The sequence below is a fragment of the uncultured Pseudoramibacter sp. genome (assembly GCF_903789625.1).
GTDB lineage: Bacteria > Bacillota > Clostridia > Eubacteriales > Eubacteriaceae > Pseudoramibacter > Pseudoramibacter fermentans.
The window spans coordinates 1-24,850 of record NZ_CAIFFF010000017.1 but is presented as its reverse complement, the minus strand read 5'-3'; the positions used below and the strand labels follow the sequence as shown (position 1 = coordinate 24,850).

Annotated in this window: 32 protein-coding genes, 2 tRNA genes, 1 other RNA gene and 1 other annotated feature; of the genes, 7 read left to right on the top strand and 28 right to left on the bottom strand. The window is 52.9% G+C overall.

Features of this window, described 5'->3' with window-relative positions; translation table 11 throughout:
- Positions 1-3 precede the first annotated feature (3 nt).
- The 4 genes from QZX60_RS08440 to QZX60_RS08425 all read right to left on the bottom strand — a co-directional run bounded on the left by QZX60_RS08440 (position 4) and on the right by QZX60_RS08425 (position 2,057).
- Positions 4-966, bottom strand: coding sequence for a YqaJ viral recombinase family protein (locus QZX60_RS08440; RefSeq protein ID WP_295363680.1), 963 nt, complete (start codon positions 964-966; stop codon positions 4-6).
- 328 nt (positions 967-1,294) lie between these two features.
- On the bottom strand, positions 1,295-1,474 hold the full coding sequence (locus QZX60_RS08435; RefSeq protein ID WP_295363677.1) for a hypothetical protein: 180 nt from the start codon (positions 1,472-1,474) through the stop codon (positions 1,295-1,297).
- A complete protein-coding gene (locus QZX60_RS08430) occupies positions 1,471-1,770 on the bottom strand; it encodes a hypothetical protein (RefSeq protein ID WP_154575245.1) in 300 nt (99 codons plus the stop codon). Before QZX60_RS08430 ends, QZX60_RS08435 begins: the two co-directional genes overlap by 4 nt.
- A gap of 14 nt (positions 1,771-1,784) precedes the next feature.
- Positions 1,785-2,057: a hypothetical protein gene (locus tag QZX60_RS08425; protein ID WP_295363671.1), complete on the bottom strand. Its 273-nt coding sequence runs from the start codon at positions 2,055-2,057 to the stop codon at positions 1,785-1,787.
- 53 nt (positions 2,058-2,110) lie between these two features.
- Between QZX60_RS08425 and QZX60_RS08420 the strand changes: the two genes are divergently transcribed.
- Positions 2,111-2,797 carry a hypothetical protein gene (locus QZX60_RS08420; protein WP_295363668.1) on the top strand — a complete coding sequence of 229 codons (687 nt, stop codon included), beginning with the start codon at positions 2,111-2,113 and terminating at the stop codon, positions 2,795-2,797.
- Positions 2,798-2,885: 88 nt separating this feature from the next.
- Here the strand turns inward: QZX60_RS08420 and QZX60_RS08415 are convergent, their stop codons facing one another.
- Entirely contained in the window at positions 2,886-3,122 is a 237-nt protein-coding gene (locus tag QZX60_RS08415) for a hypothetical protein (protein WP_295363665.1), read from the bottom strand.
- A gap of 118 nt (positions 3,123-3,240) precedes the next feature.
- Between QZX60_RS08415 and QZX60_RS08410 the strand changes: the two genes are divergently transcribed.
- Positions 3,241-3,387, top strand: a complete 147-nt coding sequence (locus QZX60_RS08410; protein ID WP_295363662.1) for a hypothetical protein — start codon at positions 3,241-3,243, stop codon at positions 3,385-3,387.
- Positions 3,388-3,426: 39 nt separating this feature from the next.
- Here QZX60_RS08410 and QZX60_RS08405 read toward each other — a convergent pair whose 3' ends face one another.
- Both QZX60_RS08405 and QZX60_RS08400 read right to left on the bottom strand, forming a co-directional pair.
- Positions 3,427-3,636, bottom strand: a complete 210-nt coding sequence (locus QZX60_RS08405) for a helix-turn-helix domain-containing protein (RefSeq protein ID WP_295363659.1) — start codon at positions 3,634-3,636, stop codon at positions 3,427-3,429.
- 54 nt (positions 3,637-3,690) lie between these two features.
- The gene (locus QZX60_RS08400) at positions 3,691-3,906 is read right to left on the bottom strand and encodes a helix-turn-helix domain-containing protein (protein WP_295363656.1); all 216 of its coding nucleotides are present in this window, start codon (positions 3,904-3,906) and stop codon (positions 3,691-3,693) included.
- 150 nt (positions 3,907-4,056) lie between these two features.
- Here QZX60_RS08400 and QZX60_RS08395 point away from each other — a divergent pair, with 150 nt between their 5' ends.
- The 4 genes from QZX60_RS08395 (at position 4,057) to QZX60_RS08380 (ending at position 7,868) form a co-directional block, all read left to right on the top strand.
- A complete protein-coding gene (locus tag QZX60_RS08395) occupies positions 4,057-4,710 on the top strand; it encodes a S24 family peptidase (RefSeq protein WP_295363653.1) in 654 nt (217 codons plus the stop codon).
- Positions 4,711-4,798: 88 nt separating this feature from the next.
- Positions 4,799-5,644 (top strand): DNA damage-inducible protein D, encoded by an 846-nt coding sequence (gene dinD / locus QZX60_RS08390; protein WP_295363650.1) that lies wholly within the window; start codon positions 4,799-4,801, stop codon positions 5,642-5,644.
- Positions 5,645-5,884: 240 nt separating this feature from the next.
- Entirely contained in the window at positions 5,885-6,751 is an 867-nt protein-coding gene (locus QZX60_RS08385; RefSeq protein WP_295363648.1) for an Abi family protein, read from the top strand.
- A 37-nt stretch (positions 6,752-6,788) separates the two neighbouring features.
- Positions 6,789-7,868 carry a site-specific integrase gene (locus QZX60_RS08380; protein WP_295363645.1) on the top strand — a complete coding sequence of 360 codons (1,080 nt, stop codon included), beginning with the start codon at positions 6,789-6,791 and terminating at the stop codon, positions 7,866-7,868.
- Positions 7,869-8,012: 144 nt separating this feature from the next.
- Here the strand turns inward: QZX60_RS08380 and QZX60_RS08375 are convergent.
- The 9 genes from QZX60_RS08375 to hisS all read right to left on the bottom strand — a co-directional run bounded on the left by QZX60_RS08375 (position 8,013) and on the right by hisS (position 14,808).
- Positions 8,013-8,088 (bottom strand) — tRNA-Thr (locus QZX60_RS08375).
- 3 nt (positions 8,089-8,091) lie between these two features.
- A tRNA-Tyr gene (locus tag QZX60_RS08370) sits at positions 8,092-8,176 on the bottom strand.
- A gap of 120 nt (positions 8,177-8,296) precedes the next feature.
- Complete coding sequence (gene fsa / locus QZX60_RS08365; RefSeq protein ID WP_295363643.1) at positions 8,297-8,953, bottom strand: fructose-6-phosphate aldolase; 657 nt, start codon at positions 8,951-8,953, stop codon at positions 8,297-8,299.
- A 66-nt stretch (positions 8,954-9,019) separates the two neighbouring features.
- Positions 9,020-9,955: a transketolase family protein gene (locus QZX60_RS08360; RefSeq protein WP_295363640.1), complete on the bottom strand. Its 936-nt coding sequence runs from the start codon at positions 9,953-9,955 to the stop codon at positions 9,020-9,022.
- Positions 9,956-9,982: 27 nt separating this feature from the next.
- Complete coding sequence (locus QZX60_RS08355; protein WP_363174795.1) at positions 9,983-10,786, bottom strand: transketolase; 804 nt, start codon at positions 10,784-10,786, stop codon at positions 9,983-9,985.
- A 236-nt stretch (positions 10,787-11,022) separates the two neighbouring features.
- Positions 11,023-11,589, bottom strand: a complete 567-nt coding sequence (locus QZX60_RS08350; RefSeq protein WP_295363636.1) for an NYN domain-containing protein — start codon at positions 11,587-11,589, stop codon at positions 11,023-11,025.
- Positions 11,579-12,388: a 23S rRNA (guanosine(2251)-2'-O)-methyltransferase RlmB gene (gene rlmB, locus QZX60_RS08345; protein WP_295363633.1), complete on the bottom strand. Its 810-nt coding sequence runs from the start codon at positions 12,386-12,388 to the stop codon at positions 11,579-11,581. Before rlmB ends, QZX60_RS08350 begins: the two co-directional genes overlap by 11 nt.
- A complete protein-coding gene (locus QZX60_RS08340) occupies positions 12,378-13,559 on the bottom strand; it encodes a class I SAM-dependent RNA methyltransferase (RefSeq protein ID WP_295363631.1) in 1,182 nt (393 codons plus the stop codon). The genes rlmB and QZX60_RS08340 overlap by 11 nt, the downstream gene beginning before the upstream one ends.
- Position 13,560: 1 nt before the next feature.
- A complete protein-coding gene (hisS, locus tag QZX60_RS08335; protein WP_295363629.1) occupies positions 13,561-14,808 on the bottom strand; it encodes a histidine--tRNA ligase in 1,248 nt (415 codons plus the stop codon).
- A 153-nt stretch (positions 14,809-14,961) separates the two neighbouring features.
- Here hisS and lspA point away from each other — a divergent pair, with 153 nt between their 5' ends.
- Positions 14,962-15,423 (top strand): signal peptidase II, encoded by a 462-nt coding sequence (gene lspA, locus QZX60_RS08330; protein ID WP_295363626.1) that lies wholly within the window; start codon positions 14,962-14,964, stop codon positions 15,421-15,423.
- On the opposite strand, the gene QZX60_RS08325 is transcribed toward lspA, so the two are convergent.
- The 12 genes from QZX60_RS08325 to QZX60_RS08270 form a co-directional block, all read right to left on the bottom strand.
- Entirely contained in the window at positions 15,406-17,559 is a 2,154-nt protein-coding gene (locus tag QZX60_RS08325) for an ATP-dependent helicase (protein ID WP_295363623.1), read from the bottom strand. The genes lspA and QZX60_RS08325 overlap by 18 nt on opposite strands.
- Before the next feature lie 116 nt (positions 17,560-17,675).
- Positions 17,676-18,839: a 1-propanol dehydrogenase PduQ gene (locus QZX60_RS08320; RefSeq protein ID WP_295363621.1), complete on the bottom strand. Its 1,164-nt coding sequence runs from the start codon at positions 18,837-18,839 to the stop codon at positions 17,676-17,678.
- 180 nt (positions 18,840-19,019) lie between these two features.
- An RNA gene (gene ffs / locus QZX60_RS08315) (signal recognition particle sRNA large type) lies at positions 19,020-19,286 on the bottom strand.
- 66 nt (positions 19,287-19,352) lie between these two features.
- Positions 19,353-20,012 carry an NUDIX hydrolase N-terminal domain-containing protein gene (locus tag QZX60_RS08310; RefSeq protein ID WP_295363618.1) on the bottom strand — a complete coding sequence of 220 codons (660 nt, stop codon included), beginning with the start codon at positions 20,010-20,012 and terminating at the stop codon, positions 19,353-19,355.
- Between the two features lie 160 nt (positions 20,013-20,172).
- Positions 20,173-20,550 (bottom strand): 50S ribosomal protein L7/L12, encoded by a 378-nt coding sequence (gene rplL, locus QZX60_RS08305; protein ID WP_295363615.1) that lies wholly within the window; start codon positions 20,548-20,550, stop codon positions 20,173-20,175.
- A gap of 54 nt (positions 20,551-20,604) precedes the next feature.
- Positions 20,605-21,138, bottom strand: a complete 534-nt coding sequence (gene rplJ, locus QZX60_RS08300) for a 50S ribosomal protein L10 (RefSeq protein WP_295363612.1) — start codon at positions 21,136-21,138, stop codon at positions 20,605-20,607.
- 58 nt (positions 21,139-21,196) lie between these two features.
- Positions 21,197-21,320: a sequence feature (ribosomal protein L10 leader region), on the bottom strand.
- 59 nt (positions 21,321-21,379) lie between these two features.
- Positions 21,380-22,069 (bottom strand): 50S ribosomal protein L1, encoded by a 690-nt coding sequence (gene rplA / locus QZX60_RS08295; RefSeq protein ID WP_295363609.1) that lies wholly within the window; start codon positions 22,067-22,069, stop codon positions 21,380-21,382.
- Positions 22,070-22,156: 87 nt separating this feature from the next.
- A complete protein-coding gene (rplK, locus tag QZX60_RS08290; RefSeq protein ID WP_154575221.1) occupies positions 22,157-22,582 on the bottom strand; it encodes a 50S ribosomal protein L11 in 426 nt (141 codons plus the stop codon).
- A 130-nt stretch (positions 22,583-22,712) separates the two neighbouring features.
- On the bottom strand, positions 22,713-23,249 hold the full coding sequence (gene nusG, locus QZX60_RS08285) for a transcription termination/antitermination protein NusG (protein WP_295363605.1): 537 nt from the start codon (positions 23,247-23,249) through the stop codon (positions 22,713-22,715).
- Between the two features lie 18 nt (positions 23,250-23,267).
- On the bottom strand, positions 23,268-23,765 hold the full coding sequence (gene secE / locus QZX60_RS08280) for a preprotein translocase subunit SecE (RefSeq protein ID WP_295363602.1): 498 nt from the start codon (positions 23,763-23,765) through the stop codon (positions 23,268-23,270).
- 27 nt (positions 23,766-23,792) lie between these two features.
- Entirely contained in the window at positions 23,793-23,942 is a 150-nt protein-coding gene (gene rpmG / locus QZX60_RS08275) for a 50S ribosomal protein L33 (protein ID WP_154575219.1), read from the bottom strand.
- Between the two features lie 139 nt (positions 23,943-24,081).
- Positions 24,082-24,612, bottom strand: a complete 531-nt coding sequence (locus QZX60_RS08270; protein ID WP_295363597.1) for a GNAT family N-acetyltransferase — start codon at positions 24,610-24,612, stop codon at positions 24,082-24,084.
- Between the last annotated feature and the right edge of the window lie 238 nt (positions 24,613-24,850).

Here is a 24,850-nt window from a genome sequence, read left to right as displayed (position 1 = left end):
TGTTTACTCCTCCGTTTCTTTAATCGTGAATCTTCGGGACGATTTGCCCGTTTTTTTGTACCGTTCGAATAGCATCGCGTACAGCTTTGGGTGTTCTTTTTTGATTTTTCCGGTATCGAGGGTTTCCCTCGGCTTTGTGTTCTTCCAGGTCACCTTCCAGCCGTCGCAGATGCCGTTTTCGTTATCCTGCATCGCCATCTGAATCTGCTGCTTAATCGCTTCCTTCTCCTGTTTTAGTCGATCAGCCAGCGCGTCGATCTCGCGGATCCGCGCGAAGCTGTCCTTGAATTTTGATAAATCCATCGGCGCTTCCTGGGCTTCGCCCTCAGGGTAGAGGGCCGCGATAAAATCGCCGCAGTCCTTGGAGCCGTCTGCCGGCGGCATCACGTCCGGGACGATGTAATCATTCCAGAAGTCCTGCTCGATCTTGATCAGGGTCTGGATCTCGTCCTCATCCCGTTCGATCACCCGGGTTTCAATATGAGGCCAGATGAGTGCTCCCAGATACCAGCGCTTGGCGCCGGTCACAGCCATGTAGTGCAGGCACTGGATTTCATAGGACGGCGGAATCTCGCCGTTCTTCCACTGATCAGCTGCGAAAGGCGAAGCCGTCTTGATTTCCAGGCCTGCTTCTTCACCGGTGACCATTCGGTCTACATTGGCCAGCATCCACGGATAATCGGGATTGACCAGGATCGCGTTGCGCCGGTGGCACTTCTTCCCGGTGACCTCACACCACCGCCTGGCGACGTAATCTTCCAGATCTCGGCCGAGTCGCATGCTGTCATTTTCCGGTGTTTCCTCCGCTCTGCCGGTTTTGTCGGCCCAGACGGCCACGGGCGAGCGGTAGGCGTTGACCCCGACGATCGCGCCGGCGTCGCTGCCGCCGATGCCGATGAGCCGGGCCTTAAGCCACTCTTCCCGGGTCATCCCCCGGGTATCAATTGCGTTAATGTTCTTATTCATGTTCGTTGCTTTCTAAAATCCGGCGGCCTGAGGAATCTGAATATATTGGTTTAACAGTAAAAGCATGAATCTTTAGCCAAAGGAATAAGTTCAGACCGCCGGGATAAACACGGCTGCTAAATGCGGCCGGTTTAACCGAATGAAAATGCGCCAAGCCCAAAAATATATCGCTTTGGGATTTTTTGGTTATCAAATGAGCTGTGAAGTGTTCAAACATTTATTATTCATTAAGGAGCTTTGGGACTTGACGCATCCCCTTGAGGGGGTTAAAATGGACTTGCTAAACGTTCTTGCCGAGGGCCATATTGGTCAGCGGCCTTTTTTTATGCTAGTTTCTTTCATGCAGGCTCCTTTCTTCTTCTGCCCATTCCCTGAGTCCGATGTAAGCGCATGGCACCAGGATCAGCATCATCACGATGCGGATCGGCGACCAGTCCGCCGCCGTCGCGCCGAGCAGTATGCTGCCGATCGCCACCCAGTCGAGCAAACGTAAAATTTTGCGTTTCATTTTGCGACCCCCATCGCATTGATAATGTCCTGCCCGTTGATATTCATCATGGATAAATAGAAGGGCAAGATCGCCGTCCGAACGCAGGCGTTCGCGCCTGCCGTTTTCCGGTAAGCGATCGCGAAAGGGACCGCGCCCCGGAGTGCCGCGTTTCTATACGATTCCGCATCCATGCCGCAGAACCGCGCGGCGTCCTCTGTCCGAATGTAATTGCGCTTGTCATTGGCTTCCACAAGCGATGTGAGTTCATCGATCCGCCTGGCAATGCTGTCCGGAAGATCAATCGTAACTTTCATGCCGTCCTCCTTCCTTACCGTTGTTTTGGGTGTAATATCCGGTACTTATCTATCGCGCTCGATTCGATTTCTTCGTCATCGACCTGATCGAAAATTTCATCGATCATGTCGACCGCCATCGGCGCGATATCACTATTGATGGTGTTGGCTGCTGTGATAAAAGATTCATAAAGTTCATCAAATAGCAGCGACAGATCATTGTAATCCTCGATGTATTTTTCGCATCGTTCCCACGCGCGGCCGGCAATCAAGTGATCGTAAACAATATCTGTAAATTCGTTGTCCATCCTTTCTCCTTCCTAATCTGCTATAATGGATAAAAACCCAGGAGGTCTTTATCGTGAAGATTTTCATTACTCAGTATTTTCCTGTTATCCTCTCAACAATTGCGTTGTTGTTTTCCATCTTGTCTTTTTGGCGTACAAGCAAGCGTTATCGCGTGTTCTTTAACAATCAGATTGATTATTTTCTCGATAGTGCCGTTTACTGTAATGACGCCAGCGGTCATTTTATTCCTGAATCGGCTGTCGGCTATGGCATTAATTTCAGTATTGATATTGTCAACACATCTCCTGTTGATATTGGCTATTTCGACCTCGTCGTAATGGATGCCGATACTCATGAGCAGCTTCCCTTGGTTACCAGAAGAAGCATGCCTCCCCGTTTCCGCGATATGATTTTCTATCGCGAAAATCAGACAAATCCGCTGCTTCCTTCAGTTCATCACATGCCGGAGGGAATAAGTGGCGTTCTTAAAGCGAATGCCGTCACGCAATGGGATTTATTCGTTCGTGCCGGCGAAGACACTCAGCATATTGCTGTTTCTTTTTGCGTCGCGATGAAAAAGCCCCCATTTGCAAGACGCAATCCGTATTGCCAGGATAATTTCAAATCCTTCCGTTCCGAATTCCGAGTCTGTAATGTTACCGGATGGGCTGAGTTAGCCAAGAAGACGCGACCGATTCTTGGAACGTCTTATCAAGAGGCTGCTGATCAGGATAAAAATCATCTCGGCTTTCATTACTGATAGCTGTGGATCAAGGCGATAAGGCTAACGATTAAGCACGCCGTGCAGTAAATCCATTTAAATATCTCGAACGTCATCCGTCCTCCTCTCACCACTCTGTTTCTTCGATCTGCTTCAGCGCCTTTTTCTTTCGGTTAGCGCCGCCGTTAAGATAGCAGCGGATCAATACAGCATTGATTTTGAAATACTGATCGAACGAAATCGCTCCAAGCTGTAGTGCCATACGAGCCTCTCCGTATACCTCATAAACGATGTCTCGGTTATCGGAATTAATGGCATATTTCGTTCTTTCAATCAGATCCCTGTAAGCGTCAAATTCTTTCATCCTTCCTCCTCACTTCTTCTCTATCCCATACGCTTTCTTCAATATCTTGTGTACCTTGCTTGATTATTTCCTCATCTTGCGTTATTATTTATGAAATTTAACGAAAGGAGGAATGCGTATGACAAGAGCACGAAACAGTAAACAGACATCTGCACGTGCTGCAAAAGCCGCTTCAAAAGTCCTTCGCAGCAAACGCTCCGGCAAGGCCGCGAAAACTGCAGCCGCTAGTGCGTTATCTCAACGTGCTTCTAAAAAGACCAAATAAATTTTTTACGGGTAAGGTGTGCCAGCACCTTGCTCGTTTTTAATCTTTTGCGAAAAAGATTTTCAATATCTCATCTTCCTGAAGGCTTAGAAAATCAACCATCTTATACACGTCAGCCAAATGAAACGTATTTGTGTCCATCCGGCGCCTAAATGTATCTCTGTTGATGCCAAGAGCCTTCGCGATTTTTTCTTGGGTCAAACCATGAAGGACAAGCTCAGCTCTTAGCGCTTTCTTATCAACCTTCATCCCTCATCATTCCCCCTTTCTCACTTCTTCAAGAACGTCTCAATAAGTTGCATTTTATTCAACTTTATTTGCAAAAAAAATATTATTCCTTTGTCCGATGGTCAAGTTAAGAGCATGCGAAAGTCCTTCGATTTCTGAAGCAGTAAATTCACCAACGCCATTAAGCCTATTATACAGCGTTTCACGCACAATTCCAGACTTTCGAGCGATAGCTGTCATCGTCATTCCGCTGTTTAAAATTTCAGTCTTCAGCGTTCTTACATCTACCATTAACTCACCTCCTTTTGTTTCATTTAATTCAACTTTATACATATGATAGCACCGTGTTTAATATGTGTCAACCTTTTTATCAAATTTGTTGAAATAAATTACACTCCGTTATATAATAAATTTATCTTATGAATATGTAGGAATAATACTATGACACTTTATACAAATATAAGAAAAAGAAGAAAAGAACTAAATTTAACACAAGATGAACTTGCTGCATTAACTGGTTATTCTGGTAAAAGTATGATTGCAAAAATTGAGTCCGGAAAAGTTGATATCTCTCAATCAAAAATTGTTGAGTTTGCAAAAGCTCTTAAAACAACTCCAGCCAAATTAATGGGATGGGATTCTGAAAATCAATCCGGCCATGTCTTAAACCGCAAGCCTAAGTTAAAAGGCATCCCCTCTAACATCATCACCCCTGGGGCCGTCCCTATTCCGATCTTGGGCGAGATATGCGCCGGAGACGGCATATACGGCGAAGAAAATTTCAAGGGCACGTTTTTCATCGATCAGTCGGTGAAGGCGGACTACTGCCTGATCGTTCATGGCGATTCTATGATAGACGCTGGCATATATGACGGCGACATTGCATTTTTACAGAAAGACTTTGAGCTGATCGACGGCGAGATATACGCCGTCGTTTTTGGTGCAGAAGATTCGGCGACACTTAAGCAGCTGTACCGCGATGGCAAAACTGTCATCTTACAACCCTGCAATAAAGAATACAAACCGATCATTGTAGATTATGTCGACCTTTACGTCGTCGGTCTGCTCGTCGGCGTTTATCATAAGATTGACTAGAACGGCCCCGACGACGCGCCGATCCAGATCCTCGGGCCGGTCGTGAGGCAGATTAGGTGAATAATATTGAAAATAAAGAGGTGAAAACATGAACGAAATCAAAACGCATGATGAATCTTTGTTTGAATCTATCAAGCATATTAACGAATATGATCAGGAATATTGGACAGCGCGGGAACTACAAAATGTACTTGAATATAAAGAATGGCGTAATTTCACCAAGATCATAAATAAAGCTATAGATGCCTGTAAAACCAGCGGCAATGCGGTTTCTGAACATTTTGTTGAAGTCAACAAAACGTCCCCTACTCCCAACGGTGGGAAGCGTTCTATTAAAGATTTCCAGCTGTCCCGTTACGCTTGTTATCTGATTGCACAAAATGGTGACCCGCATAAAGAGCCAATTGCCTTAGCACAAACTTATTTCGCCGTGAAAACCCGCCAGCAGGAACTCATTGAAAATTATGACAGTCTGTCCGAAGATCAAAAACGGTTATCCATTCGCCATGAAATGAAAGAGCACAACAAACAGCTTGTTGCCGCAGCTAAAGATGCCGGTGTTGAAACTCCTTTTGAATATGCCACCTTCCAAAATGCCGGATACATGGGATTGTATGGCGGCCTAAAAGCGGCAGACATTAAGAAACGTAAAGGGCTAAAAAAGAGCCAAAATATTTTAGATCACATGGGATCTACCGAATTGGCAGCTAACTTATTTCGTGCCACACAAACTGAAGAAAAACTTCGCCGTGAACATATTAAAGGCAAAGAAAAAGCTAATGCCACACATCACGAAGTCGGTACACGCGTTCGCCAAACCATCGCCGACCTCGGTGGCACTATGCCTGAAGACTTACCAACGCCCGGAAAAAGCGTCAAACAAATTGAGCGCGAAGAAAAAAAGCGTCTGAAAAAGCTAAAAGATAAAGAATAACAATCGAGAAATGGCCGGTCGTGAGGCTGATTCGGTGAAGGCTCAACTAGGTATCAAGTAAGTATTAAGTTTGGAGGTGAATCTTTATAAATGCCGCTAAGTGTGGTAGTAAATAGCCGAAAAAATATACATTTGTCATAATATTAAATTTAGTTTGACATCCTGAGAGGTCTGGCATATACTTTAGATAACAGATCCCTCCACACCTCTCAGCGATGTGCAAAGCCGGAGGGCCTTTTTATGTCAGAAACAATTTTGAAAACTCCTAAAACTTTCGACGAGCAAGTTGAAATTCTCAAAACGCATGGCGTTATTATTCACGATGACGAACAATGCAAAAGCTTTTTATCTAAAGTTAATTATTATCGATTATCCGGTTATTTCTTGCCATTTTTCAGAGACAATGCTGTCATCTCCTTTGATATTATTAGAAATGTTTACAACTTCGACCAGGAAATGCGCAATCTCATTTTCAAAAGCATTGAAAAAATAGAAATATTTATACGCACACAGATCGCTTACTTCTTTTCACATGAATATGATGCTGAAGGTTATCTTCAACGTGAAAACTTCAACGAACAATTTGCCTTCGACAAATTCGAAAAACGCTTTCGAAGCTGTATCCGAGAAAATAGAAAATCTCCTGTTATCAAACATCATAAAAAGAAATATCATTCGCATTTTCCATTATGGACGGTTATCGATTATTTTTCATTAGGAATGTTATCTTACTTTTACACAGGAATGAAAAAACCTGATAAACAATATTTGGCAGAAAACATGTATCACATCGACCATAAAACTTTATCTGGCTGGATGAAAAGCTTAGCTGATCTGAGAAACAGGTGCGCCCATTACGCCAGATTGTATTATTGGTCTTTCCCTTCCGTTCCCGCTGTCCGACGTCGAGACAAAGAGATTCATTTAAATCATAAACTGTTTTCACAGTTATATATGCTCAAAGAACTTTATCCGGTACCAGATCAATGGAACCGCGAATTTTTCCTGCCGCTGTATGATCTAATCGATAAGTACAAAACAAGTATTCGATTAAAAGACATTGGATTCCCTGATAACTGGATCAGCATACTAAACCAGGAATCATAAATTAAAATAAAATATTTATTCAAGAAAGGATGATTCCATGAGACGCGCAAAGACCAAGCGCGAAAAGACCACCGGTCTAATCGAACGCAAAAAAGTCATCGGCGTGGATCCGATGACCGGGAAGAAAATCTATCACAGCTTTTACGGCCGGGGCCGACGGGCTGAAGAACAGATCGACGAAAAATACAAGGCCTTCATGCTCAATCAAGAGCTGATCGCCGAATCAAATGAGACGCTCGCCGCCGTCTGCGAACATTGGATGGAGAATTGCAAGCGGCCCGTCGTCTCTGATCTGACCTTTACTCAGACTTACGAATACAGCCTCAAGATCATCTCGCGCTATTTTGGAGATCAGCCGATCGCCGAGGTGAAACAGGCCGACATTCAGAAATTCTTTGTCGCCAACAGAGGCCGGAACAAATGGGCCATTGACAAGCTCTATTACATTCTGAAAAACACCTTTGATTACGCCATCCAAAACGACCTCATCGTCAAGACGCCGTTTATCGACATCCGAAAATACGGCAAGCCGCCAAAACAAAAGCAGACTTATGACGAAGACGCCTACTTTAAATGCATTGCCTTCGCCAAAACACACCCTGACGGACTCGGGCCTTTTATCATTCTCAAGGCCGGTCTCCGCCGCGGTGAGCTCTGTGCCCTTCGCTGGAGCGATATTGACCTGCAAAATAAGATCATAAACGTCCGGCGCGCCGTCACATTTAAAGACGGCAGCCTAATTATCACACAAGGCAAGACGCGAAACGCAGTCAGACAGATTCCCATTGACACCGAAACCGCTGAATTTCTAGCTGCCGCTGAAAGGAAATCGCCGTGCGTCGTCGGTCACGGCCCAAGCGATCACACCGATCCGAAAAACTACGCGCGCCGCGAGTATCACCGATTCATCACAGACTTTTCAAATGAAACAGGTTATCCCGTCTTGAGTCTTCACGAGCTTCGTCACACCTACGGCACCATGCTGTACCGGTTCCATACCCCGCTCGAAGCCATCGCGAAAGTGATGGGCCACAGCAGCCTGGAACTGACACGGAAAATATACGTGCATGATACCGTTGAAGACCTCAAATCGCGCATCATTTTCCCTACGAATTAATACGACGATTTACGAAAAATATACGAATGAAAGTACGAAAAAAGCATGAAATCTCCGGTTTTTATATTTTTAGCGCCTAGAATTTCAACCTGCGAAAAATCAATAAAAAAGCCCGGATTTAAGCCATCCGGGCGCGTTTTCAAATGGAGCTATTGACCGGATTTGAACCGGTGACCCCCACCTTACCGAGGTGGTGCTCTACCTACTGAGCTACAATAGCAGATGGTGGGGAAAGATGGATTCGAACCATCGTAGACTAAGTCAACGGATTTACAGTCCGCCCCCTTTAGCCACTCGGGCATTTCCCCATCACTTGAGAACTTCTATATCTTACCGAATATCTTCTGTAAAGTCAAGGGAAATTTTTAAAAAAATCGAGCCGGCGGCTGGCCGGCCCGAATGCTGAAGCAAGATCAAAAGGCTATGCCTTACTTATCGCCGAAAACCGCGATATAATCCCGCTGGAAATTCTTGATGCCGATATCGGTCAGCGGATGATGGGTCATCTGTTCGACAACCTTCATCGGGATCGTGCAGATGTCCGCGCCGGCAGCCGCGCAGTCGACCACGTGGATCGGGTTGCGGATCGACGCCGCGATGATTTCCGTTTCGATGCCCTGAACTTCGAAGACTTCGGCGATGGTCTGGACCAATTCGATTCCAGGAGTTGCGATGTCGTCGAGGCGGCCGAGGAACGGTGAGACGTAAGCCGCGCCGGCCAGCGCCGCGAGGATCGCCTGAGCCGGTGAGAAGATCAGGGTCACGTTGCACTTGATGCCTTCAGAAGAGAGCACCTTCGTCGCCTTCAGGCCTTCTTCGGTCATCGGGATCTTGACGACCATATTCGGGTGGATTTTGGCGATTTCGCGCCCTTCGGCGATCATGCCTTCGGCGTCTGTCGTCGTCGCCTTGACTTCGCCGGAAATCGGCCCGTCGACGATCGACGTGATTTCCTTGATGACTTCGTTGAAGTCGCGGCCTTCCTTCGCAATCAGCGACGGGTTGGTCGTGACGCCCTGGATCACGCCCATATCGTTGGCGCGGCGGATGTCATCTACATTAGCGGTGTCGAGAAAAAATTTCATATGTTTACACTCCTCTTTAAATTGAAAACGGGCAGCCGCCCCCACGGGCAGCCGCCGGGGGTTTAACTATTTGCGGGCGATGGCGTCCTTGGCGGCTTTGACGATGTGTTCTGCCGTCAGGCCGTAGGCTTCGAGAACTTCCGGCGCCTTGCCGGACTGGCCGAAGACGTCGTTCACGCCGACCTTTTCCACCGGGCACGGGGTCGTTTCCGCGAGGGTTTCGCAGACCGCGCCAGCCAGGCCGCCGATGATCGAGTGTTCTTCCGCGGTGACAATCGCGCCGGTTTCCTTGGCCGCCGCTTCGATGGCCGCCTTGTCGATCGGCTTAATCGAGCCCATGTTCAGCACGCGGGCGTCGATGCCTTCCGCCTTCAGGGCTTCCGCCGCTTCCAGCGCCCGTTCGACCATCAGGCCGATGGCCATGATCGTCACGTCGCTTCCCGACTTCAGTTCCACCGCCTTGCCCGGGACGAATTCGTAATCTTCAGGCAGGATGACGTTGGTCGCCAGACGGCACAGGCGGATGTAAACCGGCCCGTCGATGGTCAGCGCCGCGTCGAGCATGCGGCGGGTTTCCACAGCGTCGGCCGGGACGAACACGTGCATGTTCGGCAGCACGCGCATCAGCGCGATGTCTTCGATCGACTGGTGAGAGCCGCCGTCTTCCCCGACGGACAGCCCCGCGTGGGTGCAGCAGATATTCACGTTCAATTTGGAATAGCAGATGCTGTTGCGGATAATTTCAAAGGCGCGCCCCGCCCCGAAAATGGCGAAGGTCGACGCGAAGGGGATCAGGCCCGTCGTGGAAATCCCGGCGGCCATGCCCATCAAATCCGCTTCGGCGATCCCGGCGTTGAAATGGCGGTCCGGGAAAGCTTCTCTGAAATAAGACGTCTTCGTCGCGCCGGATAAGTCCCCGTCAAACACGACGATTTTCGGATTTTGCTTGCCCAGTTCGACAAGATATTTACCGTAAGCTTCTCTAGTGGCGATTTTTTCCATTCTATATACTCCTCAGTTGGAACCCGATTATGCCAAATCCTTCAGGGCCTGTTCGACCTGTTCCGGATTCGGTCCCTTGCCGTGCCAGCCCACTTCGTTTTCCATGAAGGAAACGCCTTTGCCCTTGACCGTCTTGCAGACGAGGACCGACGGCTTGTCGGTGCAGGCTTCGGCCTGAGCCAGCGCGTCGCGCAGCTGATCGAAATCGTTGCCGTCGGCGACGTCAATCACGTTCCAGCCGAAGGCCGCGAATTTTTCGTCAATCGGGTACGGATTCATGACGTCCGAAATCTGGCCGTCGATCTGCAGGTTGTTGTTGTCGACGAAGGCCGTCAGATTCGACAGACCGTAATTGGAAGCCGCCATCGCCGCTTCCCAGACGATGCCTTCTTCGATTTCGCCGTCCCCGAGGATCGTGTACACGTGGTACGGCGCGCCCTGATGCTTCGCGCCGAGGGCCATACCCACTGCCGTGGAAAATCCTTGGCCGAGGGAACCGGTCGCCATATCGACGCCCGGGGTGTGCATCGAAGGATGCCCCTGGAGCATCGCGCCGACCTGACGCAGATGGTCGAGTTCTTCCTTCGGGAAAAAGCCGCGGTTCGCCAGCGTCGCGTAAAGCGCCGGTGCTGCGTGCCCCTTGGACAGGACGAAGCGGTCGCGGTCTGCCTTGGTCGGATTCTTCGGATCCACATTCATCTTTTCAAAATACAAGAGGGTCAACATTTCGACTGCGGACAGCGAGCCGCCTGGGTGGCCAGAAGCCGCTTTCCCAATGCTTTTGACGATATCACGGCGGATTTCCTTAGCAATGGCTTTCAGATCTTCCATAAAATTCTCCTTATTCAAATCATTTTTCGGTTCTTTTACATTATTTCAGCAATTAGAACCCTGTCAACTTTTACATGTATTATACACCGGTCAAATGCCCTTGTCTACGCCCCTTTAAAATTATTTCTCACTTTTACATAATTTCACATTTAGAACAAGAAAACATTTTCATCCCCGGAAATATGCCAAAATTTCACGAAAAAAAGAGCTCCGAAACCCTTCAGAGCTCAAGTATATTATTCGTCCACGTCCGACTTGCGCATCCCGTCGAGGATCTCCGCCACGTCGGCGTTCATCGTCTCCGACAGCCGGTTGTGGGCCGGGGCCGCCTGGGTCTTGTGGAGCTTCGCCTTGGCCGCCCGCTTCTTCACCGCCTTGAAGTCCAGCAGCAGCTCCCGGGAGGACATCCGCGTCGCGCCGCCCCCGAGGATCAGCTGCTGCACCGCGCTGTCCGACGAGACCACCTCGACCCGCCGCTGCCGATTGGCCCGGCGCGCCTCCCGGTGGCTGCCCAACAGGGCGTAGACCAGCGCCTCGATGTAGGTGTCCGCCGTCTCGCCGAACTTCGTGAACACCACGCGGATCCCGCTGACCGTCACCTCGCGCTCCTCGAAATCCTTGCGGTTGTAGGCGTCGAACACCACCACCGTGTTCACCCCGCGGTAGCCGCTGTAATCCGCCAGCTCATCGATCAGCCGCGCCCGCTCGCTCTCGAGATCGCCCACCGGGCGGTTGGCCGCGTGGGCCCGCTCGTGGATCACGTTGTAGCCGTCGACGATCAGCGTCGGCTTATCAGCCGGCATGGCGCTGACGGGCCGCCTCGCAGAGCAGCACCCCCGCCGCGACCGAGGCGTTGAAGGAGTCGATGGTCCCGTAATTAGGGATCGACGCGATCAGGTCGCAGTGCTTCCTGACGTTGGGGCTGACCCCGGCGCCCTCGTTTCCGATGACGATGGCCATCTTGCCGGTCCAGTCCAAATTGTAGTAAGGTTCACCGTCCATATCGGCGGCCGCGATCCAGAACCCGGCGTCCTTCAGGGTCTCGATGGCCTGGGAGAGGTTGGCCACCTTCACCATCGCCGTCGCGTTCATCGCTCCGGCCGACGCCTTCATCGACACCGCCGTCACCGACGCCGAGCGTCTGTCCGGAAAGATCACCGCCGACACCCCGCACAAATTGGCCGAGCGGACAATCGCCCCGAAATTGTGGGGGTCGAGGATGTGGTCGAGGATCACGATCAGCTGGTCTTCCTCAGGATGAATCACCTCATCCAGTGTCATAAAATCAAAGGGCGCCATCATCGCGGCGATCCCCTGGTGGTTGGTATTGTCAAAGCCCGCGTCCCGGGCGATCTGGTTCAGCTTCTGCTTTTCCACCGAGTGGACGATGACGCCGCGCTTCTTCGCCTGGGCCACAATGTCCCCGAGGACGTGGTCCCGGTTGTCCTTCATCACGTACAGGCGGTCGATCTGCCGGTCCTCCCTGAGGGCCTCGCGCACCGGGTTCTTCCCGACGATCACAAAGCCCGAGGTTTCCGGCTGGGGGCTTTCGCCCCGCGATCGGGTTCTGCGGCTCTTTTGCGGGCCTCTGTTATTTTTCATTGGTTGTTTCCCTTTCTCCGGCCACCGCCGCCCGGCGTCCCTTTCTCGGGGGCAGGGGCCCGTAATACTGATAGAAATACGTCTTGATCATGCTGTTGTAGAGCTTGCGGTTCTTCGTCGCCTTCTGGCCGAAATCCCGCTCGAAATCCTCGTAGCCGCTTAGGATGAAGTAGGACCAGTCGGGCATCGCCCGGAACACCTGGCCCATCTCGCGGGTCAGCTTGGCGACGTCGGCCTTGTCCGACAGGCGCACGCCGTAGGGCGGGTTGGTCACGATGACGCCGTAGCGCCGGTGGGTGCGCACCTGCTGCACCGGCAGCCTCTGGAAGGCCGTGAAGTCCGTCACCCCGGCGAACCTGGCGTTGATCCGGGCCTGCTTCAGGGCTGCCGGGTCGATGTCGCTGCCCAGGACTCTGAAGGACGGGCTGTGCGCAAGGGCGTCCTCGGCCTCTTCCCGCGCCTGATCCCAGGCGGCTTGGCCGACGATGGGCCAGGCCTCCGAATCGAAATGACGGTGCATCCCCGGCGCCTGCCGGCGGCCGATCATCGCCGCCTCGATCACGATCGTCCCCAAGCCGCAGAGCGGATCCAAAAAGAAGCGGTCCGGCCGCCACCTCGAGAGCTTCACCAGGGCCGCCGCCATCGTCTCTTTCAGCGGCGCGCCGTTGCCGTGGGCGCGGTAGCCCCGCTTGTTCAGGCCCTCGCCGCTGGTGTTGATGGCTAACGTCACTTTGTCTTTGAGGAGCTTGATGAAAATCGGGTAGGCGTCCCCGGTTTCCGGCAGCTTTTCGAGGCCGTAAGCCTGACCCAGGCGCACCGCCACCGCCTTTTTGACGATGCGCTGCCCGTCGGATTTGCTGAACAGCTGGGACTTCACCGACGAAATCTTCGCCGCCGGGAAGGCCCCGTCCTTCGGGATGTAGTCCTCCCAGGGCAGGGCCCGGGTCTTCTCAAACAGCTCGTCAAAGGTGACGGCCTTGAACGTCCCGACGGTGAGGAGCACCCGGTCGGCGCAGCGCAGCCAGAGGTTGGCCCGGGCGATGGCCCCGGCATCCCCTTCAAAATGGACTCGGCCGTCCTCCACCTCGGTGATCCGATAGCCTAAATCCTTCACTTCCTGCTTGACGACGCTCTCTAAGCCGAAGGCCGTCGTCGCGATCAGCTCGACCATCTTACTTGTCTTCGAAGAAGCGGACGTCCGTGTCCCGGCCGTAGACCATGAACCCGGCGTAGCCCTGTTCTTCGCAGTGGTTAATCTGCTTGCCGACCTTCTTCTTTTCGACGATCAGGTTGACGTCGCAGCCCGCTTCTCTTAAGCTGTCGGCCTTGGCGATGACGTCGACCATGTCGGCGTTCTTCTGGTGGAACAGCGCGACGCGCTTGGCTCCGCCCTGCTTGTGGATGCCCCGTTCCATCAAGAGCCCCACGATGCGTTCGAAGCCGATGGAGAAGCCCACCGCCGGCACCGACTGCTTCATGTACTTGCCGATCATGTTGTCGTAGCGGCCGCCCCCGGCGATGGAGTAGCCCACGTCGCCCCAGCGCACTTCAAAGACCTCGCCGGTGTAATAGCCCATGCCGCGGATCAGGTTGAAGTCGAATTCGATCTTGTAGCGGTCCTTGGCAAGGCGCGTGATCGTGTCGATGACCCGTTTCAGATCCGCCACCGCTTCCGGCGCGTCCACTTTGTCGCCGACGTTGTCGAGATTCACGTCGTCCACCGCGTCGACGAAGCGGTCGATCATATCCTGATCGTAGCCCTTTTCGACGAGCTCTTTCTTGATGCCGTCGGTGCCGATCTTGTCCACTTTGTCGAGGGAGATGCACACCGAGCCGACGTCTTCGGCCTTAAAGCCCGCCTGCAGGATAAACTGGGTCAAGAGCCGTCTGTCGTTGACCTTGATCGTGAAATCCTCAAAGCCGGTGGCCATCAGCGCCGTCGCCGTCGTGTTGATCAGCTCGATCTCCGCCGTCACGTTCGGGTCGCCGATGATGTCGATGTCGCATTGCTTAAACGAACGGAAACGGCCCTTCTGGGGGCGTTCCGCGCGGAAGACGTTGCCGATCTGGATCGCCTTGAAGGGCGATTCCAGCTGGTCGGCGTTGTGGGCGTAAAACCGGGACAGCGGCAGCGTCAAATCGTAGCGCAGCCCCTGGTCGCAGAGGTCGTGGGGGGTCGAGTCCGCCGTCGGCTTGAACTTGTTGCCGCGCTTGAGCACGGTGAAGAGCATCTTCAGGTTGTCGCCGCCGTCAGAGCCCAGCAGCAGATCGATGTTTTCCAGGGCCGGCGTTTCGATGCGCGAAAAGCCGTGGGCCCGATAAATCCCCGCAATGGTGTGTTCCAGCTCGTCGCGGACGCGCATTTCTTCGGGGAGAATGTCGCGGGTGCCGCGGACCGGGCTTGATGATATTTTTTCCATAATGCTATTTCATTCCTTCTAAAAAGTATTGGTTTTTTGACTGTTGCTAGTGTATCATTTTATCCAGACCATTTCAATAAAACCCGGGCGATTTGCCCGGTTCATGATATACTGGATGTGTCAATTTTTAAATTATCTCACAGGAGGGTTCCTATGATCTTTTACGCGATAGTCATCGCCGTCTGTGTCGCCTGCGACCAAATCGTCAAGGCCCTGGCGGTGCGTTTTCTCGCTCCGGTGACGACGGTGCCCATCATCCCGCGGGTCTTTCACCTGACCTACATCGAAAACACCGGCGCCGCCTTCAGCATTTTCGCCGGCAAGTCGATCTTCCTGATCGTCCTCACCTCGGCGCTGATCGCGGTGCTGATCTGGCTGCTGGTGAGCCTGCCCAAAACCAAGGCCTACCTGACGATGAACACCGCCTTCGCGCTGGTCATCGGCGGCGCTGTCGGCAATTTGATCGACCGCATCCGTCTCGGCTACGTCGTCGATTTCTTCGATTTCAGACTCATCGGCTTCGCGATTTTCAACGTCGCCGACTGCTTCGTCGTCGTCGGCTGCGCCCTGATCATGATTCAGGTTCTCAAAAACGCGCTACACGCGCCGGATTAAATGCCGGCCCTCGCAGACCGCTAAATCGATCTGCCGCGGGTCCCGCTCCCCGGCGAAGAGGACCGCCGCCGTCACGCCGTCGATTTTTAAGATTTTGCCCGACCCAAATTTCTTGTGGATCAAGCTGTCGCCGGTGTGCCAGCGCTTGGCCTTTTCGGCGCTGGCGCCGCGCAGGCGCTCCAGCTCCCGACGCCGGTCCATCGCCGCCTTCACCGCCCCGAGGGGCGTTTTTTTATGGGCGGGTTTGCGCTTTTTCTTTTTCTTCTCACCCAGATAGGCCGCCACGAACCGAGATTCCTTCCGCCCGCGGACGCTGACCAGCTCCACCTCGGTGCGCGCCCGGGTCACCCCGACGTAAAACAGGCGCACCTCCTCGTTGTACAGGGCCCGGCCTTCGGCGGAGTCCTCCAGGGCCGCCTGGGACGGGAATTCCCCCTCCACCGCGTCGATGATGTAGACCTTGTCGAATTCCAGCCCCTTGCTGGAGTGGATCGTCGACAGGGTCACCGCGCCGGTGGTGTCCACCTCGTGGTGGGCGATTAATGACTTCAAATCCGTCAGCCGGTCGAAGAAGGCGTCCTGGGTCGGCTCCCGGCCCGCGAGGATCTGCAGGATGTTGAGCTTCTGAACCAGGGTTTCCTCCCGGCAGCCGTTCTGTACCCGAAAGGCCAGATGCTCCCGGTAACCCAGCTCGTCGACGATGTAGTGCACGCCGGGGCCTGGCGCCATTGTGGCAAGCTTTTTGAAGCCCGCCTCCTCGTCGGCCCATTTGTCGGCCATCCAGTCCGGCACGTCCGGCAGATTAAACAGCGCGTCGAACACCGAGGTCTCCGGCGATTTGCGCCCCACCAGCTGCATCTGCTTTTTCGAGATCGCGCAGTCCATCTTGTAGTAAATGCGGGTGAAGGTCTCGTAATCCGTCATGTCCTGGGCGAAGGCGAAGAAGTCGGCAATGTCCCGGACGACAAAATGGGAGAAAAACAGCGGGCTGTGCTCCTTCAGGCGGTAGCGCAGGTGCTCCCGCTCGAAGCGGTCGATCAGCGGGATCGCCGAATCGTTGTTGCGGTAGAGAATGGCCGTGCGCTTGCCCTCCTGGCGCACCGCCGTCCCCAGGTAGTCGTACTGGGCCTCCACCGACGCCACCACCCGGCGCACCGGGCGCAGGCCCTTGGGGTTGGCGGTGACCATATGCTTCGGGTAACGCTCCTTGTTCAGCCGGATAAACTGGTCCGCCGCGGCCACTAGATCCGCCGTCGAGCGCCGGTTCGTCTCCATCAAAAGCACCTGCCCCTTCGGGTAGCGCTTCTGAAACTGGAGGAGCTCCTTCGGGCTCGCGCCCCGGAAGCCGTAGATGCTCTGGTCCTCGTCCCCGACGACCAGCAGGTTGCCGTCCCGCCCGGCGAGCAGGCCGATGATCGCAAACTGCAGCGTCGAGGTGTCCTGGGCCTCGTCGACGTTGAGGTAATGGTACTGTTCTTTAAAATAGTTCAGGAGCCGCTTGTGCTTCTTGAGGAGCCTGTAGGCGTAGACCAGCATGTCGTCGAAATCCATCAGGTGGTGGCGGCGCTTGTAGCGGCTGTAAGCGCCGAAGAGCTTCTCGATCGGCATATCCCCGACCTTGACCTCGGCGATCTGGGCCCGGGTCAGCATCTTGTTCTGAATCAGCGACAGCGCCGACTGAATGTCCGCCATGTCGCTGTCCGTCGGCCACGAGTGGTAAATCCCGCGATAAATCTCCCGGACGACCTGGGTGCCGTCCTCGAGGACGTCGAAGGCCTTCTTGTTGTAGATGCGCTCGTAGGCGCGGATCACCGACAGCGCAAAGCTGTGAATCGTCGAAAACCGCGGCCGGGCCAAATGGGCGCCGCAGAGCTCCCGGTAGCGCTCGGCCAAATCGGCGGCCCCGGCCCGGGAGAAGGTCAGGGTCAGGATGTCCCCCGGGTTCACCCCGAGGGCCCCGATCATGTAGGCCAGCCGGCAGATGACCACCGTGGTCTTGCCGCTGCCCGGCACCGCGAGGAGGAGCGTCTGCCCCTCGGTGCGGGCGACGGCCTCAAGCTGCTGGTCTCCGAGGGCCAGGGGCTTCGCAATCCCGCCGTGTTTCAAAAACCGGTCCACCTCTTCGATTCGACGCATGCCGCGGCCTCCTTTCTCACTCTACAAAATCATTGCTTGAGAAAATATTTTAACATAAAAAAATCCTTTTATCAGGGCGGACCCCAATAAAAGGATAATGTGTTTTAACTTTAAGTTTAGAAGACGCCGTGGCAGACCAGATCGAGGATCTTGCCCATGTCTTCTTCGCTCGGCTGAACCGGGTTGGTCTTCAGCGTCGCGTCGGCCATCGCCTTTTTGATCAGCGTGCTGCGGACTTCGTCGTAATCCGACGTATCCGAGCGGCTTTCGTCGAGGCAGATCGGCAGATTCATCGACTTCATCAGCTTGACGATCATTCTGACAAAGGTCGCGGATGCCGTGCGCCCTTCGTCCTTGTGGATGCCCAGAGCGTGGAGCAGGCGGCCGTACAGGTATTCGGCGCGTTCGTCGATCCCGTTGTAGGCAATGACGTAGGGCAGCGCGATGGCACAGGCCAAGCCGTGAGGCAGATGGTACTGGGCGCCGATGGTGTGGGCGATGGCGTGGGCCATGCCGAGGCCCGCGCTGTTAAACGCGATCCCGGCCATTGTCGACGCGATCTGCATGCTGGCCTTGCTTTCCAGGTCGTGGCCATCGTCGTAGCAGGCTTTCAGGCTCTTGAACACGAGCTCGGTCGCCTTGGACGCGTAGCATCTCGAGAACGGGTTGTTGCCCGTGGAGACGTAGGCTTCGATGGCGTGGGTCAGCACGTCCATCCCCGTCGCGGCGGTCGCGCCAGCCGGCACCGATTCGATCAGTTTCGGATCGAGAATCGCCGTATCCGGCATCATCATCGATTCGCTTAAAGGAATCTTCGTGCCGGTGTCCACGTCGGTGATGACGGCGTAATCCGTGACTTCAGAGCCCGTTCCAGCGGTCGTCGGAATCGCGATGAAATGCGGATTCTGAACCAGCTGCGGATCGAGGAAAATCTGCTTGAAATTGTTGGTGTAGTAGATGATGCCCTTCGCGGTATCGATGGACGAGCCGCCGCCCAAGGCAATCAGCGCCTGAGGCCGCTGGGTCAGCATGTGGGCCACACCCTTTTCGACGATATCAGACGTCGGGTTCGGCTTGACGTCGTCGAAAATGTGATAGGTCACGCCGGCTTCATCGAGCACGTCCGTTACCATATCCAAAAGACCGAATTTGACCATACCTTCATCGGTTACGATGCAGACTTTGGTAAAATTAAAGTCCGCGAGTTTTTTAAGTGATCCAATACCGTACCAAATTTGCGGCTTCACCTGGAATCCGCGGACGGTATTCATTTTGCTCATATGAACCCCCTTTACGATTTAAAGAAAACAGCATCATGGTTTGACCCCATGATGATAACGATTGTCACAGTTTTATCCAACTAAAATTATAACAGGTCTTGAAGAGGATGAAAATATCTTGACAATAATTTGCCATTTCTGGCCCGTTTTGTATCTTCACGCGGATTTTGCACATAAAAAAAGCACACCCCGCTTTGAAAACCGATTTCGACCGTCCTTCGGGCAGTTAGCTCCGGCCAGATGGTTCTGCGGCACATAAGGTTGCCTGCTTACTGCTGCTTCCTTCCGGATCTGACAGGGTTCACAGGGTCTTATTGCGCAGAGTCCAGCCTTCAACACCACTTACGCGCTGACTCGGCATCGAGCACGGCTCCCGCATTGGGGAATTCAACCCTGCTATAGCGGATTGCAGGTTACAGGGAGCCGCTACTTCCCCGTCTAGTGCCTAGTCATTATAAACGATAGCGATTTGACTTGTCAAGCCAATTCAGGCCGATTGTGGGCGAATCAAGCCTATTCGATATAAGGCTCGTAATCCCAGTCCTTGGACGCCGAAAGGCAGCGGACGATCAGGTCCCGGCTGACCTTGCGGGTCAAAGGCGGCAGCTCCCCTAGGCTGAAGTAGGCGACGTTTTCCGTCTCGGCGTTGTCGACGAAATGGCCGGCCCCCTCCGGCTCGCAGAGCATGACCATCTTGTACATCGAGAAGGGCGCGTCGACGTAGCTTTTCAGCCAGTTGTAGATCGCGACCAGGCGCGTCGCCTTGACCTCGAGGCCGGCTTCCTCCCGCACCTCTTTTTCGATGTTTTCCTTCAGGGACAGGCCCACGTCGGCCCAGCCTCCGGGCAGCGACCAGCGGTCCTCGTTGAGCTTTTCCTGGACCAGCAGGATCTTGCCGTTTTTCACGACGGCGCCGCGGACGTCGATTTTCGGCGTCTGGTAGCCGGTTTCGCTTGCAAACATCGTGCGCACCTTGTCCATCCCCGCCTCGGTATAGGTGTTCATGATCTCCACCGACAGCGCCCGGAGCCGTTCGTAGCGCTCGATATCAAAGGGATTGGTCGCGTAGGCCAGGCCGCTCTGGGCTTCGGCCTGGAGCGTCTGCGCCCATTTCACCCACTGCTTCGGTTCGATCTGATCGCGGTCCCGGATCGTTTTATCTCTGTCTGCCATCGTCGGCCTCCTCTTGTGATTTGTAATTTTACGTAACTGATTATATTATAAAGCATTTTTAGAGAAAATGCCTGTAATTTTACGGCGAGGCGGCGTAAAAACAAAAAAAGACCCACCCGTAAGGGCAGGTCCGTGTTTGAAAAATAAATTCGAGATCGAATTATTTGAGTTCGACAGTAGCGCCGACTTCTTCGATCTTGGCTTTCATTTCTTCTGCTTCGTCCTTTGCGACCGCTTCCTTGACAGTCTTCGGTGCGCCATCGACGAGAGCCTTTGCGTCCTTCAGGCCCAGGCCTGTGAGTTCGCGGACAACCTTGATGACTTTGATCTTCTGATCGCCGACTTCCTTCAGGACGACGTCGAATTCAGTCTTTTCAGCAGCAGCATCGCCACCAGCAGCACCAGGTGCAGCAGCAACAGCGACAGGTGCAGCAGCGCTTACGCCGAATTCGTCTTCCAGTGCAGATACTAATTCTGATAATTCGAGAACAGTTAAGCCTTTAACGTCTTCAATTAACTTTTCTACTTTTTCGCTCATTTTATTTCTCCTAATTTGTTAAAATTAAAATTCTTTGTGTTCCGCAGAAACCGCTTAGGCAGCTTCTTCTTCTTTTTTCTTGTCGGCAATCGCAGACAGTGCGACGACCAATCCCTTGATGGTGCCGTTGAGGACGTTGACGAAGCCAGTGATCGGTGCGTTGAGACCTCTCAATGTCATCGCGACGAGTTCTTCGCGGCTCGGGAGTTTTGCGAGTGCCTGGATTTCATCGACGCTGACGACTTTGCCGTCGACGACGCCGGATTTGATTTCAAGGTTTTCGTGATCCTTCGCGAAATCCGCCATTAATTTAGCCGGTGCGATTGGATCCGCTTCACAAAACGCGATAGCGGACGGTCCCTTCAGAGATTCCAAAAGGCCTTCCTGTCCCGCTTCCTTTGCGGCAAAGCGCAGGCTCGAATTCTTGTAAACCTTGTATTCGATTCCCTGTTCACGGGCTTTATCTCTCAGTTCGGTGACTTCTTCGACGTTGAGGCCGCGGTAGTCGACGACGATCGTACCCTGTGATGCTTTTAATTTTTCCGCAATTTCAGCGACCAGCGCTTTTTTTGCTTCCAGATTGGGCATATTCTCCTCCTTTTTTAGATTTTTACAAAAATCAGATGCAGAAGGCTTTCTGACATTTGCTGTCAAAAATAAAGGCTTCCTTCACCCAGGTGAAGAAAGCCCATGTATTCGTGCTTGCGACACCCTCGGCAGGTTTTTTAAACCTTAGTCCCTGCTGTCTATGGATGAATGATATTCTGTTGTGCCTATTTCAGACTAGAATATATTATCAAAAACCCTTTAGGGTGTCAAGCCCTTTTTGTTAAATTCTTGCCGGGTTGATTCTGACGCCAGGGCCCATCGTCGAAGCGAGGGTGACGCTTCTGAAGTACTGACCTTTGGCTGCAGCCGGTTTCGCCTTTTTCAGCGCGTCGAGCAGCACAGTCAAGTTCTGGGTCAGCTGTTCTTCGGTGAAGGAAGCCTTGCCGATGATAACGTGGATGATGTTCGCCTTGTCCAGACGGTATTCCACTTTACCAGCTTTAGTATCCTTGACGGCCTTCGCGATGTCCATCGTAACCGTGCCGGATTTCGGGTTTGGCATCAAGCCCTTCGGCCCGAGGATGCGGCCCAAGCGGCCGACCTTGCCCATCATATCCGGGGTTGCGATCAGAACGTCGAAATCGAACCAGTTTTCTTTCTGGATCTTTTCGATGATTTCGTCTTCGCCGAAGAAATCTGCGCCGGCTTCTTCCGCTTCCTTCAGCTTGTCGCCCTTGGCGATAACCAGAACGCGGACGGTGTTCCCGGTGCCGTTCGGGAGAACGACAGAGCCGCGGACCTGCTGGTCAGCGTGGCGGGAGTCGACGCCTAAGCGTGCGTGCAGTTCGATGGTTTCATCGAATTTGGCAGTTGCCATTTTTTTGACCTGAGCCACAGCGGCATCCAGATCAAAGAGTTCAGACTTATCGTAAGTCTTCACTTTATCCTGGTAATTCTTACCTTTTTTCATCTTTCCTCCTGTGGTCATAACGGATTGAATCCTCCCACTTAAGGTTCTTCTTCAAAAATAATGTTTATAAATTAATTTTATCTATCGTTATTCTTCGACAGTGATGCCCATAGAACGTGCAGTTCCGGCTACCATGCTGGCCGCTGCGTCTAAATCAGCAGCATTCAGGTCTGGCATTTTCGTCTGCGCGATTTCACGAACCTGATCCATGGTCACGGAAGCGACCTTGTTCTTGTTCGGTTCGCCGGATGCTTTGTCGATGCCTGCCGCTTTCTTAAGCAAAACGGCTGCTGGCGGTGTTTTGGTAATGAACGTGAAAGAATGATCCTGGAAAACGGTGATGACAACAGGAATGATCATCCCTGCCTGATCCGCTGTTTTCGCGTTGAATTCTTTACAGAAGCCCATAATATTGACACCGTGCTGGCCTAAAGCCGGCCCAACTGGCGGCGCTGGAGACGCTTTGCCTGCCGGGATCTGAAGTTTAATCAGTCCGATTACTTTTTTAGCCATAGTGACACCTCCTCTTTAGTCTCGATCCTTTGCGATCGGTCAAAATGTGTAAGGTTGAAGAATGGATTCCCTTAAGTGATTTTATATTTAAACGCCCTGAAAACCAGAGCGAATAAAGCGTGACATAAATTTATGCGTTGAGTTTTTCGACCTGGTCGAATTCCAGCTCGGTCGGGGTTTCCCGTCCGAACATTTCCAGGGTGGCCGTGAGCCGGCCCTGTTCGGCGTTGATGTCCGTGACCTCGCCGGCACAGTTTTCAAACGGCCCGGACAGCACCTTCACCTTGTCGCCGACTTCGAAATCGACCTTGTAGGTGGTGCGGCGGATGCCGAGCTTTCTCAGTTCTTCTTCAGACAGCGGCACGGGCTTGGACGCGGGGCCGACAAAGCCGGTCACCCCACGGGTGTTGCGCACCACGTACCAGGATTCGTCGGTCATGAACATCTTGATGATCACGTAGCCTGGGAAAAGCTTTTTTTCCTTGACGACTTTCTTCCCGTCCTTCTGTTCGATGACGTCCTGCACCGGCACCTGGACTTCGAAGATCACGTCCTGCATGTTGCGGTGTTCAACGGTCGCTTCGATGCTGTCCTTGACCTTGTTTTCGTATCCCGAATAGGTATGGGCAACATACCACTGCGGCTGATCTGCGTTTTCGTATTCCATCTGTTGCCTCCCTCTGGGTTATCGTCCCAGGAAAAATGCGGCCAGTGCGCCGAATCCGCTGTCGACCAGCCAGGTCAGCAGGGTGAAAACCGCGACGATGCCGAAAACCACGCCGCTTGAACGCGCCAGTTCATCCCGGGTCAGCCAGTTGACCTTGCGCAGTTCGACGCCGACTTCGCCGAAAAAGATCCCGATTCTTCTGAAGAAACCGGGTTTCTTCTGCTTCTTTTCCTTTTTGGCAGCGGCCTTTTTCGCTGCGCGTTTTTCTTTGGAAGCCTTCGCAACGGCCTTTTCGTCGTATTGTGTCGACTTCGGATCCTTCGCCTTTACCGGTTCGGTGCCGGTTTCAGCGCCTTCGACCTTCTTCCCGGTTTCGCGCTGCATCGCGCGGGCGCGGGCGGCTTCTAACTTGGCTTCTTTTTTCTCTGCAGCTTTGGCTTCTGCCTTTTGTGCCAGTTCGGCCCGGCGGGCTTCTTCAGCCCGGCGTTCCTGTCTGTTCTTTTTCTTTTTCGCCATAATCTGCGTGCTCTCGGTTACGCGAAATTAGCGTGTTTCCTTGTGTAACGTGTGTTTCTTGCAGAACGGGCAGTATTTCTTCAATTCGATGCGGTCCGGATTGTTCTTTTTGTTCTTCATCGTATCGTAATTGCGCTGCTTGCATTCTGTACAGGCTAATGTAACTTTGGTTCTCATCAGATGACCTCCATGTATGGTTTGACTCTTGTTTTTTCGTAGGATTTAGCTTTTCGCCCACAATAAAAAAAGGCGGAAAGCCTTTATGGAATTCATTATAGCAACGCAGGCCCGAAAAATCAAGCCTTTTTTGCATTTTTTACAGATCTCGGCCCATCTGCAGACAGTCCTGAATCTGGTCGTCGATATCGACGATATTCGGGAACCGCCCCCAGACCGTAAACCCGAATTTGCGGGCGAGGCCCTGGGAGGGCTGATTGTGTTCGAAGATGATCAACAGGACGTGGCGGTACCCCAGCTTGCGGCATTCGTCTAGCGCGTGGGCCATCAGCTTCGAGCCGATGCCCTGGTGGCGGCAGTTTCGGTCGAGGTAATAGCTGAGCTCGCAGGTCTTAGAAAAGCCTTCGCGGCCGCCGCGGTAGGGCGTCACCGCCATCCAACCGAGGACGTCCCCGCCTTCTTCGGCGACGAAAATCGGGTAGCGTCTCGCGCTGTGCATCGCGAACCAGCCGCGGCGCGCTTCCATCGTGGCCGGCGTCAGCTGCGCCGTCACCTTGCGTTCGACGATCGACTGGTTCAAAATCGATAAAATGGCGGGCTCGTCCTCTGTGCGAAAGCGTCGAATCTTCATCTGGGCTGCCTCCGGTTCTGTGTTTGCTGCGTGCATCATGCTTGTGCTTCTCTTTCTAGATCCTTTGGGATCTTTTGGTCGTTTTATTAGTCGTATTGAAATATTGGCCTTAGTATATCCAAAACCGCGGGAAAGCGCAACGCTTTGCGCCTCGGATTTAACATTAAGACGATTTCAAAATTGCGGGCTGGCTTCATCCGTCTTTTAAAATAAAAATCAATAAAAACCTGCTAACAAAAGTCAAGCGTAAAATAAAAATAATTTAATGCTGATTTCT